Below are 13,328 nucleotides of genomic sequence, written 5' to 3'. Positions count from 1 at the left end.
CTACCGCCGACAGGCATATAGATAGGATGGGCACTGGTGCCCATCAATTGCCGATCTTGCGCAATTGCCAGCCTATCGCAGGCAAGCCAGCTCCTACGTTTTGTACACCCTGCATAGCTCGTTGGATACAAACCCGCTCCCACAACCGTTTGTATGCAAAGCAAGCTTTCTGCTTGTTTGTTAGAAGTAGCCTTCCATTTTTTTCTTTTCCATTGAGCCCGCGGAATCGTGGTCGATCGCACGGCCCTGGCGTTCGGATGTGGTGGTGAGCAGCATTTCCTGAATAATTTCTGGCAGGGTTGCCGCTTCAGATTCCACCGCACCGGTCAGTGGGTAGCAGCCCAACGTGCGGAAGCGGACCATTTTGTGTTGAATTTCGTCTTGTTCCACTGGCATGCGGTCGTCGTCGACCATAATCAGCATGCCGTCGCGTTCAACAACCGGGCGTTCTGCGGCGTAGTACAGTGGAACGATTTCGATGTTTTCCAGGTAGATGTACTGCCAGATGTCCAGTTCTGTCCAGTTGGAAAGCGGGAATACGCGGATGCTTTCGCCTTTGTTAATGCGGCCGTTGTAGGTGTTCCACAATTCTGGACGCTGGTTTTTTGGGTCCCAACGGTGGTTTTTGTCGCGGAAGGAGTAAACACGCTCTTTGGCGCGGGATTTTTCTTCGTCCCGACGGGCACCACCGAAAGCAGCGTCGAATTGATATTTGTCGAGTGCTTGCTTCAACGCCTGGGTTTTCATCACGTCGGTGTGCACAGACGAACCGTGGGTGAATGGGCCAATACCTTGAGCAACGCCTTCCTGGTTGGTGTGTACCAGCAGTTCCATGCCCAGCTCTTTGGCTTTGCGGTCACGAAATTCAATCATTTCGCGGAATTTCCAGGTGGTATCCACATGCATCAGCGGGAATGGAGGCGTACCTGGGTAGAATGCTTTGGCGGCCAGGTGCAGCATCACAGCCGAATCTTTACCCACAGAGTAAAGCATTACAGGGTTATCGAATTCTGCAGCTACTTCACGAATGATGTGGATGCTTTCAGCTTCCAGCTGTTTCAGATGCGTCAGGCGTTTTTTGCTGATGTTCATGATCAATTCCCTTGCCGGAGGTTTAGAACCAGTGTCCAGCGCGTTTATTTCAATTCAAATGCTTTTGTACGTTTGTGCGCACAGAGGCGCGCAACGCATGGAATCTTTTGGCCGTGCCATTCGGTTAGGCCCAATGCGCAAGCTGCTGTGTTGGATGGCGCTCGCTGCGCTCGTTTATCCAACCTACGGGCCATTACCGTTTTATCCGGCTAGGCCGTACGTATGGGGCATGTCCCATCCCCACAAGCGTCTTTATGCGTTTGCTGGCGTTGCCAGTTCGGTAAACACCTTGCCCCAACGTTCATTTTGGGTGGCACATACAATAAAGAACGGGTTCAGAAGATCTTCTTTCTGACCGTACAACAGCGGTTCTAGCGATGGGGTAAGTACTTTGCCACCTGCGTGCTCAACAATGGCTTGTGCTGCCGCGGTATCCCATTCGCAAGTAGGCGCCAGGCGTGGGTACAGGTGTGCCTGACCGTCGGCCACCATGCACAGTTTCAAGGAGCTGCCCATGGATACCAGGTTCACATTACCCAACTGCTCACTAAAAGCAGCCAGTGCTTCGGCACCATGGCTTTTGGAGCCAACTACGTTCCAGTTGGCGTCACCTTGAGGCTCGGATGCTACTTGCAGTTTCACCGGCTCGGCATCGGCGTCTTGGCGGAAAGCCCCTTGCTCTTCCGTAGCGAAGTACATGCGGTTCAATGGTGGACAGTACACCACGCCAAGCTTCGCTTTGCCTTCGCTCACCAAGGCGATGTTAACGGTAAATTCACCGCTTTTTTTGATGAATTCCTTGGTGCCATCCAGCGGATCTACAATCCAGAAGGTGTTCCAGTTCTTGCGGTTTTCCCATTCAATTTCGTCTTTGGAAGACTCTTCCGACAGAATTGGAAACTCACTGATTTTGGCCAGTTCTGCGCAAATAAGTTTGTGCGCTGCCAGGTCTGCTTCGGTCAAAGGGCTGGCGTCGCTCTTTTCGTACTTTTCGAAGTCAGTTTCATAAATTTCCATGATCGCATCACCAGCCTGGCGTGCGATGGCGACAACCTGATCAACCAATGACGGCATCAGAAGCTCCTTTTGTTGGTTTCAGATAGCCGTGGCGATCCAGGTAGTCAATAACCTGCTGAGCGGCTTCTTTTACGCTGATATTGTGGTTAACAATGCGAATTTCGGCGTTGTCCGGCGCTTCGTATGGCGAGTCGATTCCGGTGAAGTCTTTGATCAAACCGGCACGGGCCTTTTGGTATAGCCCTTTAGGGTCACGGCCTTCACATACTTCAATTGGGGTGTCGATATGAACTTCGATGAATTCACCGTCACCAAGCATTTCGCGGACCATTTCGCGATTGCTGCGGAACGGAGAAATGAACGCCGTAAGTACAATCAGGCCAGCGTCGACCATCAGGTTTGCGACTTCACCAACCCGACGGATGTTCTCAATGCGGTCGTCTTCGGAAAAGCCCAGATCACCACACAAGCGATGACGTACATTGTCACCATCCATCAAGTAGGTGTGATGCAACCGCTCTGCCAGAATGCTTTCTACTGCACCAGCAATAGTCGATTTGCCCGAGCCGCTTAAGCCGGTAAACCACAGCAAGCAGGGGCGTTGCTTTTTCATAAATGAGCGGATGGATTTATCCACTTCGTGATTGTGCCAAACGATATTGTCGTTTTTCACGATAACTCCTTAAGGGTTCATCCTGTGAACGGCCAAACGGCTGGAATCACTAACCAACTGATCAGTGCGACCGTCAAGCTGAGTGGCGCTCCAAATTTAAGATAATCGGCAAATTTGTAACCTCCCGGCCCCATTACCATCAGGTTGGTTTGGTATCCGGTAGGTGTCATGAAACTGGCGGACGCAGCTACCATAATCGCTATGACGAAGGCTTCATAGTTAACGCCAAGGCTGCTGCTGACACTCATGGCAATGGGAAACATAACAATTGCTGCGGCGTTGTTTGTCATTAACTCTGTTAACGCCACCGTTGCTACGTATACGGCTATTAATGCCGTCAGTGGTGAATCTGCCAGGGTGAGCAAGCCCGTTGCGATTTGGTCAGCCAGGCCTACTTTTTGAACGGCCAAGCCAACGCCGTATGCACACGCAACAACCAGCAAGACGGGGTAATCGATGGATTTACCAGCATCTTCGTAGCTAATGCAACGGCAAACAAGCATGCTGATGGCAGCCACCACTGAGCTTTCCAGAATCCCCACCAAGCCGGAACCCGATGCAAGCAGCATAAGGGCGAAAATAGCCAACGACACCTTGGCCTGTTTTTCGTCCATCACCGCTGGATTGCCAAGTTTACTAACCAGCAAGAAGTCCCGACTGTTGCGGTGACGCATCAGGAAGCCTTTTTGAGCTTCCACCAGCAAGGTATCGCCTTCTTTCAGAACAAGGTCACCCAACTTACCGCGCAAGCGCTGACCATGACGAGACACACTCAACACAACCGCACTGTAACGATGCCGAAAACGGGATTCGCGAATGGTCTGACCAACCATCGGGTTTGACGGCGACAACACGGCTTCAAACAAACGCCGGTCGGAGCGGCTACCATCCAATTTAAAGCGCTGGTCATTAGCCAGTGCAAGGCCATGGATATTACGCAACTCCATAACGGATTCCGGGCTACCGGCAAACACCAGCCGATCCCCTTCTTCCATAACAGTCCGTGGACGCACCGCTGAAATGATTTGGCCTTCACGTTCAATTTCGACCAGGAACAAACCCGGTAAATTACGTAAACCGGCATCATGGATGGATTTCCGCACAAGTTCACTGCCCGGCTGAATAATCATTTCCACCAGGTATTCACGAACCTGATCGAATTGCTCAGAAGAGCCTTCACGATGCGGCAACAGCCATTTGGAAAACAGGAATATGTACAGCAAGCCTGCGCCAGCAATTGGAACGCCTACCCAAGCGATATCGAACAACCCCAACCCCGGAAGGCCACGCTGCTGAACCATGCCATCCACCACCAGGTTGGTGCTGGTGCCAATCAGAGTACAAGTGCCACCGATAACAGAGGCATAACTAACCGGCAGCAGTATGCCAGACAGTTGGATATTGAAGCGTTTACTTTGGCTTTGCAGCAAAGTAACGAACATGGCGACAACAGGGGTGTTATTGACCACTGCGCTCAGCAAGGTGGTAACGGGTAAGACACGAGCCGCCGCGGCGCGTTGGCTTTTAGGCGACCCCACCAGATAACGACGCAGAAGCTGCGTGGCACCGGATTCACGCAGGCCGCCCACCACCACAAACAGGGCGGCAATGGTGAAAATGCCAGGATTAGCAAAGCCTGTGAACAGAGTATTGGCATCCAGTACACCGGCCACAAGAATCACGGCCAAACCAGCCACAAAGAGTTTTTCTGCGGAATACAGGTTCAGAGCCAAGGCACCCAGAACACTGACCAGCGTTAAAGCAACGATGTAGTAAGAAAACGCTGCTGACGCATCCATTTCCATTGACACATTTCCATTTTCAAGCGGTTCTGATGGAACACACCGCTTCACCATCAAACAAGAGCGCAATTCTGCCTGAATACAGCGCAAACCTCCACGGCTGTAAGGCTTTGTAACCAAACTTAAACCTGCCAGACATTGCATACAGGCTTAATGGCTATTTTCTGATTCATTAAATACTTGGTGCCAGGGATTTTTAGTGCAGAACTCCGATACATTTGAAAGCCTATAGGGCTGTAGGAGCTGGCTTGCCTGCAATTTGTTGGGCTCGGCCCAACCTGCAGCCATACGGTTTTATGGAAGGTGGCTTGCTGCCGATAAATTCTTCGCGAGCAAGCTCGCTCCCACATTTGAAATGCCATCGGGCCGTAGGAACTGGCTTGCCTGCGATTTGTTGGGCGCGGCCCAACCTGCAGTCATGAGGTTTTGTGAGAGGTAGATTGCCACCGATGGATTCATCTCGAGTAAGCTCACTCCCATTTTTTGAAATACCACCGGGCCGTAGGAGCTGGCTTGCCTGCGAATTGTTGGGCTCGACCCAACCTACAATCATGCGGTTTTGTAGGAGGCAGCTTGCTGCCGATGGATTCTTCGCGAGCAAGCTCACTCCCACATTTGAAAAACCATCGGGCCGTAAGTGCTGGCTTGCCTGCGAGTTGTTGGGCGTGGCCCAAACTTCAATCATGCGATGATGGCAGAGGCCATGCTTTGTCCGACAATCGACTGATTGGTGATGGATTCACGCCGAAAGTCGTAAAAATGTCACAGCAAATTCACTAAATATTTTGTAACCCCAGTTTTCTGATTGTTGCATAGGGGGTACACTATCAGTGTTCTCATATTTCTTAGGGATTACGACCATGCGCAAGATTCTGTTGGGTGCGGCTATCGCACTTGCCTCCGTTTCTGCCTACGCCGCTGACGAAGCTGTTGAAGCTACTGATGCCGCTGCAGAAGCCGTTTGTGACGCTTCCTGTGTTGCAGAAAACGAAGCTGCTATTAAAGCTGCTGTTGAATCCGGTGACGAAGCTGCCGTTGAAAGCGCCATGGCTGCTGCCATGAACGCTGGTATGTCTGTTGAAGCTGTAGTTAACGTTGCTGTTGCCAACGCTGGCACCGGCACCATTTCTGCTGCTTCTATCGTTACTGCTGCTACCAATGCTGCTGCTGCTACCGGTAACGACGCTACTGCCGCTAACAGCGTAGCTACTGCTGCTCTGGTAAATGCTGGTTTTGGTGACGTAGCTGGTAACACCGCTGCTGGTGAAACTGCTGAAGTTGCTGAAGTTGCTGCTGAAACTACTCAGGAAGCTCCTGCAGAAACTGTTCCTGCAGTTTTGACTCCAGTAGTTACAGTGCCAACCAACACTACTCCTGTAGTGATCAGCGGCGTTTAATTTCAGTTTTCTGAAATTGCTGAAAAGCCCGGTTTGTCCGGGCTTTTTTGTATCTGCCGTATGGCACAGACCTGTCTGAATGCCCGGCCGTTAAAAATTCTTCGCGACTGCTCATTACACAGCCCCTTCCTGCTGATGCATCTGGCATACTCTCGCAGGTGTTATTGTCTGTTTTGGAAAATGGATTTATGTCTCGCTGGTCTTTGTATCTGACCCTTTTGTTTGTCATGCCGCTGCCCTTTGGTGGCTATACCGACTGGGCATGGCCACTGTACACCGCCGCCAGCCTTGGATTATTGCTGGCTGAGTCATTGGCCCTGAGATCCACCAGCCAGAAAGCTACAGCAGCAGTGCCGGTTGCGTTTGTGAAAGCAGGCTGGATGTGGGGCGTATTGTTACTAGTGCAGGCGTGGGTCGCAGCTCAGATGCTGTGGGTGTCCAAAACCCCGTACGATACCTTTATGTATTTTCTGAAGGGCCTTGGCTACACCGCCTTTATGATGGTGACGCTGCTGATGCTGACGAACAAGGAACGGATTCGTCGAGCGGTGTGGACCATTGCTTTTGCCGCGGCCTTTCAGGCGTTTTACGGCGCCATGATGGTGATGACCAAGCTTGAGTATGGCTTTTTCCTCGAAAAATGGACTTACCAGGGGTTGGTTACAGGTACTTTCGTCAGCCGTAACCACGTGGCTGGATATTTTGAAATGGCGCTGGCGCTGGGTATTGGCTTTTTGATGGCGCTTTCGACCACTTACCACGGCAGCTTGCGTCAACGTATACGCCAGATGGTGCAGATGCTGCTTAGTAGCAAGGTGGTGCTGCGATTGATGCTGGCCATTATGGTGATTGCTCTGGTGATGACCCGCTCTCGTATGGGCAACACCGCATTTTTTGCCAGCATGATGATTGCCGGTGCACTGGCTTTGTTGCTGATGCGTAATAAAAGCAAGTCGACCACCGTGTTGCTGGCCAGCTTGTTGATTATTGATATTGCCATTGTCGGTACCTTCTTTGGGGTCGATAAGGTTGCCGAGCGCCTGCAAAAGACCAGTTCTGATACCGAAAGCCGTGACGAAGTATCCCGCGATACGTTCCATATGTGGGAAGACAATGCCATCGAGGGCATAGGTGCAGGTACTTACTACTTCCGTTTTCCCGAGTATAAGTCGTTGGATGTAACGGCGGAGCCTATCTACAACCACGCCCACAACGACTATTTGCAGTTCCTGGCAGAATTTGGGGCACCGGCATTTTTGGCCATGCTGGCGGTGGTGCTGGCCTGTTTGTGGAATGCCATTATGGCAATGCGCAGCCGCCGCAGCGACCTGATGAAAGGCATGGGGTTTGCGGCCACCATGGGGCTGATTTCCATCGGTATTCATTCGGTGGTCGACTTTAACTTGCAGGTGCCTGCCAATGCGTATTTGTTTGTGTTCCTGCTTGCGATGGCCAACATTGCCCGCTGGTTGCCGCACGAATCTTCCCGCTCGGGCAAGAAGCGTTCTTCACGCCGCAAGGCGATGGTTTAGTAATTTGATGTGTGACGTTGTATGAAGATCAAGGCCGTTTTACAGAAGCTCCCTATCAACACCGAAGGCCGTGACTTTGCCGTTGGTGATATTCACGGCAACGTTGCCAAGCTGAACCAACAGCTTGAGCAACTGGCGTTCGATCGCAGCAAAGACCGTTTGATTTGCGTTGGCGACCTGATCGACCGCGGCCCGGAATCGGTCCAGGCGTTGGCGCTGCTGGACGAGCCCTGGTTCTATTCTGTGGTAGGCAACCACGAGCAGTTGATGGTCAGTGCCATGAAGTACAAGCACAGCGAACATCGCATGACCTGGCTGAATCACGGCGGCGACTGGATCGCCAGCACCTCTCCTGCTCAGTGGCCTGAATGGTTCGACAAGATTGAAAACCTGCCGCTGGCCATTGAAGTAACCGCCAAATCCGGTACCCGCTACGGCATTATTCACGCCGATTATCCATACGAAAGCTGGAACGACGTGGAAGATCTGGACGAAGACGAAGCCATGCGCACCATTTGGTCACGGGCCAGTTTTCAGAAACGCGCGGAATACGTGGTAAAAGACATAGACTGGATTTTGCACGGCCACAATGTGTACGAAGAAGGCGAGCTGGTACTGGGCAACCGTATTTACATCGACCGCGGCGCGTACAAGGGCAACGATTTTATCATCAAGGAATTGGTGTAAGCCCCGATTGGGCATAGGTGGTGGGTTGGCCTGTGGGAGGTAGCTTTCTGCCTATGGTCAATACGGTATGCCGAACTAAATCGAACGTAGGTCTGATAAAGACGCGAAGCGGCTGCCATCTGACGAGGCCCGTGTTGGATGGCACTCGCTACGCGAGCTTATCCAACCTACAACGGGTGAATTCCGTAGCGCTTTCTGATGTATTACGCGTTCCGCTAATACATTCTGGGAACGCGGTGATGCGGTATTCCGACGGCCCGTCCGCATGTGTGGTATGTAGGAGCAGGCTTGCCTGCGATTGGCCTTGGTGTCGAATGTCTCTTCCGTATTAAAAGCGGGCCAGCGGCCCGCGCTCCCGGAAATGGGTATGAGTGGCTTCCTGCAAATGTTGGGCGTGGCCCAACCTACAAGGTGCGCGGTGCACACCCTACATGCGCAAAACCATAGGCTCAGCGGTGGTGCGGCACTCCGAACGCTGGCCCGCAGATCCGGCCCGCATTAAACCCCAAATCCTGCGCTCCATTCTGCCACGGCGGTGATGGATGGCTGTGGTTTGCAGTAGAAGTAACCGCTCACACCGTCGATGCCGCTGCGGTACAGTTCGTCTACATCCACGCCCTGTTCCAGCCCTTCGCCGAACACCATCAAATCAAGGCTGTGGCCAATGTGCACCATGGATTGGGTGAAGAATCGCTGATCCTGGGCGTCGAACAACCCTCGGTTCAGGCTTCCGTCGATGCGCACGTATTCAATGGGTAGCCGCTGCATGTAGGAAAACGCCGCGGTGCCGGTGCCCACCTGGTCGACGCCAAACACCACGCCCGCTGGCAGGATTTCATGAGCGAGGTCTTGCAGCTGGGTTTCAACATCACCAATGCTGTATTCCGGCAATTCGAACGCCAGTTTGCGGCCTGCTTCCGGGTGTTGTTTCAGCAGGTGCATAACGTCTTCATGGAAGGCCCGATCCAGCACAGACGCAGGTGACAGGTTAATACACACTCGCCCCGCCTTGCACAGTTCGCCGCTGTCCAGCGCCTCCATGACTTTGCGAATAACAGTGATATCAAACGCCGCTGCCATTTGGTGTTGTTCGACCATGGGCCAGAATCGCGCTGCGGAAATCAGTTCGCCACGGTGTCTCACCCGGCTGTACACTTCCAGCTGCTGAAGTTCAAACTGCCCTTGAGTGGATCGCACCACCGGCATGTATTGCAGTTCCAGTTCTTCTTCTCGCAGGATGTTTTTCAGCAGCTCCGACCATTCAGTGGCGCTCAGTTCTGCCGTATTGCCGTAGTCCTGGTAGTACAACAGCGCCCGACCGCGCGGGTGGCGTTGGGCTTGGCGAAGGGCTTCGTCGGCACGCATTAACGCACTGCTCAGAGTATCTTGCTGGCCTTGCAGGAAAACCCCGCCGACATGAAATGCCAGCCCAATTCGTTGGCTCAGCGCGGTGGATGCCATGTGCGAATAGAAGTGCTGTATCAGTTCATCGGCATGGGCACGGTTGGCCACCGGCACGTATACCGTGAAGTCCGCCCCGGCGTGACGGCCGCTAAAGCTGTTGCCATAGTCCTGCTGCCACTGCTGCACGCTGTCGGCGGTAAGCACGATCACTTCATCCCCCGCTTTACGGCCTTCGCGCTGGTTGTAGTCAGCGAAGTCTTCAATTTGCATCAGCATCAACAGGCCGCAATGCTCTTCGTTGGAGCGCAGCAGGTATTCCAGCCGCTGGTCAAACCCGCGTCGGTTTTGCATGCCTGACAGCTCGTCGGCAAACGATTCCTGTCGTAGCCGCTCGGTGGTTTCTGACTGTTCGTTGAACATGGTTTGCAGTTTGATGACCATTTTGTTCATCGCCAGCACCATGTTTTTCAGTTCAATCACGTTGGGAATGTTGTCGAGCACACGCCACTGGCGATCACAAATGGCCAGCGCCTGGTCTTCCACTTCGGCCACCGGCTTGAACAACCAGCGCAGTAGCAGCTGCAACGCCACCAATGACACCACCAGCACCGCCATAAACCAGATGGCCTGATCCTGAATCATGTTCCAGAGGTCACGGTAGGCGAAGTCGGTGTGGCTGCTGACAGACACTGTTCCCATACGGGTCCAGCCGGTTGTGACGTCGGTTTCAGCAGGTAGCAGATTGAACGACACCAGGCTGCGGAACCACCCCGGCGCAGGCTGATGCGCCAATGCCTGATGTTCACGACGGTACAGTTGGTTTCCATGCACGTCGGTGAAGGTGATGTCCGAGAAGAAGCCGCGGTCGAACAGCACATCAATCTGGCGCGACAGCTCGACTTCGTCCTGATTCGGCACCTGCGACATCGCCAGCGCCAACGAGGTTGCGGCGTCGTAGGCCCGCGCATTCAGCTGCTGTTCAAAGGCATCGCGGCCATTGATGATGGACAACACCAGACTTCCCATCAGCAGCACGATCACCAGTACGGTGGTCAGCATTGAAAATTGTTGTCTGAGGGTCATGACGTGAATCCTTGTTTCATGAGCTAAATATCCGTACCCAAATATCCATTTCTATCTATCCAAGCCTATATATCCATGCCAAGCCGCGACATGCGCACGCGCAAGTTGGTCCAGCGCGACAGCTTGTTAGCCGAGCCAATATTCTTGCTTCGGCCCTTTTCCTGGTCCAGCCATAAACCAATGGCATTGAAGCTGTAAACCGGCTTCAAATCCGTGCGCTGATCGGCGGGTTCTATGGACTTTTTGAGGTTATCCAGCACCAGCGGCATGGCATCCGGCTGCGGGTAATAGGTTAAAACCATATGCGCCAGGTTGTAATCCAGTGCTTTTACGTAATTGAACCTGAGCTTTTGAGGATCGATGCCAAGCTTCAGCAACGAATAGAACTTGGCGATGACATAGTCTTCGCAGTCACCGCCGTAGGTGCCCAACGACTCGTACGGAGTGGCCCAGTAGTCGTTTACTTTCCAGTGTTTGATGTCGCTGATATAGGGGATTTCGGCATTGAAGAAGTCGTTCACACGCTCTATGACCTCACTTTCGTCCTGTTCATCGGCCAAATCCAGCATCAGGTCGCGCCAGCGTTCCATTCGGAACATTGCCTTGCGACCGTACTCGCTTTCAGCGGATTCAATCAGTAAATCCGGCACCGCGTTATTGGCATCCGCCACCAGCAGCAAAGGTGCCGCCAGACCCAGCAGCAGCGGGCCTATGGCGATTTGACGCCACAACACCGGGAACTGCGGAAATCTGGAAGCGGAAGGAGTCGACATGAAAAGCAATACATCCCGTGTATGCAACGCAGCAGCACGCCACCACGAATCGTTGGAGATGCATTAAATATAGACGGGATTTTGGAGCTTGCTGGCGATGGCAGCACGGGATGTGGGCCTGATAACGCAGGCCCGATAAATAACGCAGCTCCGATAAAGACGCGAAGCGGCTGCCATCTGACGTGTTTTTGCGGTGCCTTTGTCGGATGGCGCAAGCTTATCCGACCTACACAGGACGAATCCGTAGGAGCTGGCTTTCCTGCACTTTGTTGGGCGTGGCCCAACCTACATGGCGGTAGGAGGTAGCTTGCTGGCAATGGGCAACACGAAATGTGGGCCTGATAACGCAGGCCCGATAAATAACGCAGCTCCGATAAAGACGCGAAGCGGCTGCCATCTGACGTGTTTGGGCCGTCCCTTTGTCGGATGGCGCAAGCTTATCCGACCTACACAGGACGAATCCGTAGGAGCTGGCTTTCCTGCACTTTGTTGGGCGTGGCCCAACCTACATGGAGATAGGAGGTAGCTTGCTGCCGATGGGCAGCACGAGATGTGGGCCTGATAACGCAGGCCCGATAAATAATGCAGCTCCGATAAAGACGCGAAGCGTCTGCCATCTGACGTGTTTGGGCCGTCCCCTTGTCGGATGGCGCAAGCTTATCCGACCTTGTATCTCTCCAGGGATCTTTGGTTAGCTACTAAAGGTTCCACAGAACCCGGTGAAGTTGAATCGGACCTTGGCACTTTGATGCCGCTTTGTAGATTGACTCCCGGGTTCTGATTTCTCTACACATTGAATGGTATCCAAGCGCCTGCTCGACAGTGACGCTGAATGGACAAGGGTAATGAGAGATGCACTACGTCGGTATTGATGTCAGCAAAGCCAAATTGGATTGCACCTGGTTGCGAGATCCCGCGACAGGAAAAATCAAAAGCAAGAAGCACGACAACACCAGCTCAGGTCATAAAGCACTGGTTCAGTGGCTGAGCAAGAATGTCAGCACTGATCCCAACGAAATTTTAGTTGTGATGGAAGCCACCGGCATCTATCACGAAGTCGTGGCCTACGCACTTTTTGAAGCAGGTGTTCGGGTCTGCGTGGCAAATCCCGCCCGCACCAAAGAGTTTGCCAACAGCCTTGGCAACACCCATAAAACCGACGCAAAAGACAGCGTCGTACTAGCGAAGTACGGCTATCTTATTAAGCCTGATCCGTGGCAGCCAGAACCTCCAGAGGCCAGAGAACTCAAGGCTTTGAACGGTCATATTGAAGCTCTGGAGAAAGATATTCAGCGCTCACAAAACCGTCTTGAAAAAGCCGAGTTCAATCGCGCTTCAGAGCGAGTCATCAAGTCACTTCATATCCTGATCGAACAGTTACAGACTGAGAAGAAACGCCTGGAGAGTGATATCGATGACCACATCGATCGCCACCCACAGCTGAAAAAAGACCGGGCTTTGATGGAGAGCATCCCGGGAGTAGGAAAGGTTGTGTCGCGGACCATGCTCAGTGTGATACATGGCCGATCGTTCCAGCAGGCAGGTCAGTTAGCGGCTTATATTGGCTTAATCCCCCGAATCCAGGAGTCTGGAACGTGGAGAGGAAAAAGCCGCTTGAGCAAACAGGGTTCGCCGAAAATACGAGCCAAGTTGTACATGCCAGCGGTGACATCGATCCAGCATAATCCGGACATTAGGGCGCAATACGAACGCTTGCTGAAGAACGGAAAAAGCAAAATGCAGGCAATAGGCGCCGCGATGCGAAAGCTGGTCCAGATTTGTTTTGGTGTTGTGAAACATCAAAGCGAATACCGTCCTCAGGTGGCCATTTAGCCTCTTGAGGACGGTTAGGAGAGATGGTATCTACA

10 protein-coding genes are annotated in these 13,328 nt (G+C 52.8%); 4 read left to right on the top strand and 6 right to left on the bottom strand.

Features of this window, described 5'->3' with window-relative positions:
* Nucleotides 1-180 precede the first annotated feature (180 nt).
* From cysD to G516_RS0112370, 4 genes are all read right to left on the bottom strand, one after another.
* A complete protein-coding gene (gene cysD / locus G516_RS0112385; RefSeq protein WP_028293923.1) occupies nucleotides 181-1,092 on the bottom strand; it encodes a sulfate adenylyltransferase subunit CysD in 912 nt (303 codons plus the stop codon).
* 252 nt (nucleotides 1,093-1,344) lie between these two features.
* Entirely contained in the window at nucleotides 1,345-2,166 is an 822-nt protein-coding gene (gene cysQ, locus G516_RS22320) for a 3'(2'),5'-bisphosphate nucleotidase CysQ (protein WP_051219390.1), read from the bottom strand.
* Nucleotides 2,150-2,782: an adenylyl-sulfate kinase gene (gene cysC, locus G516_RS22315; RefSeq protein WP_084645038.1), complete on the bottom strand. Its 633-nt coding sequence runs from the start codon at nucleotides 2,780-2,782 to the stop codon at nucleotides 2,150-2,152. The genes cysQ and cysC overlap by 17 nt, the downstream gene beginning before the upstream one ends.
* 17 nt (nucleotides 2,783-2,799) lie before the next feature.
* The gene (locus G516_RS0112370) at nucleotides 2,800-4,587 is read right to left on the bottom strand and encodes an SLC13 family permease (protein WP_211225110.1); all 1,788 of its coding nucleotides are present in this window, start codon (nucleotides 4,585-4,587) and stop codon (nucleotides 2,800-2,802) included.
* 857 nt (nucleotides 4,588-5,444) lie between these two features.
* On the opposite strand from G516_RS0112370, the gene G516_RS0112365 reads away from it, so the two are divergent.
* From G516_RS0112365 to G516_RS22305, 3 genes are all read left to right on the top strand, one after another.
* Nucleotides 5,445-5,981 (top strand): hypothetical protein, encoded by a 537-nt coding sequence (locus G516_RS0112365; protein WP_028293921.1) that lies wholly within the window; start codon nucleotides 5,445-5,447, stop codon nucleotides 5,979-5,981.
* Between the two features lie 188 nt (nucleotides 5,982-6,169).
* Nucleotides 6,170-7,513 (top strand): O-antigen ligase family protein, encoded by a 1,344-nt coding sequence (locus G516_RS22310; protein WP_051219389.1) that lies wholly within the window; start codon nucleotides 6,170-6,172, stop codon nucleotides 7,511-7,513.
* 21 nt (nucleotides 7,514-7,534) lie between these two features.
* Nucleotides 7,535-8,200 (top strand): metallophosphoesterase, encoded by a 666-nt coding sequence (locus G516_RS22305; protein ID WP_051219387.1) that lies wholly within the window; start codon nucleotides 7,535-7,537, stop codon nucleotides 8,198-8,200.
* Between the two features lie 498 nt (nucleotides 8,201-8,698).
* Here G516_RS22305 and G516_RS0112350 read toward each other — a convergent pair whose 3' ends face one another.
* Together G516_RS0112350 and G516_RS0112345 are read right to left on the bottom strand one after the other, a co-directional pair.
* Entirely contained in the window at nucleotides 8,699-10,687 is a 1,989-nt protein-coding gene (locus tag G516_RS0112350; protein ID WP_084645037.1) for a bifunctional diguanylate cyclase/phosphodiesterase, read from the bottom strand.
* Nucleotides 10,688-10,752: 65 nt separating this feature from the next.
* Complete coding sequence (locus G516_RS0112345) at nucleotides 10,753-11,460, bottom strand: transglutaminase-like cysteine peptidase (protein WP_084645036.1); 708 nt, start codon at nucleotides 11,458-11,460, stop codon at nucleotides 10,753-10,755.
* A gap of 852 nt (nucleotides 11,461-12,312) precedes the next feature.
* On the opposite strand from G516_RS0112345, the gene G516_RS0112340 reads away from it, so the two are divergent.
* Nucleotides 12,313-13,293: an IS110 family RNA-guided transposase gene (locus tag G516_RS0112340; RefSeq protein ID WP_028293452.1), complete on the top strand. Its 981-nt coding sequence runs from the start codon at nucleotides 12,313-12,315 to the stop codon at nucleotides 13,291-13,293.
* The last annotated feature ends 35 nt before the right edge of the window (nucleotides 13,294-13,328 follow it).

Origin of the sequence: Oceanobacter kriegii DSM 6294, assembly GCF_000422845.1 — a bacterium.
GTDB classification, from domain to species: Bacteria; Pseudomonadota; Gammaproteobacteria; order Pseudomonadales; family Oceanobacteraceae; genus Oceanobacter; species Oceanobacter kriegii.
This window is presented reverse-complemented; position numbering and strand designations above follow the sequence as displayed.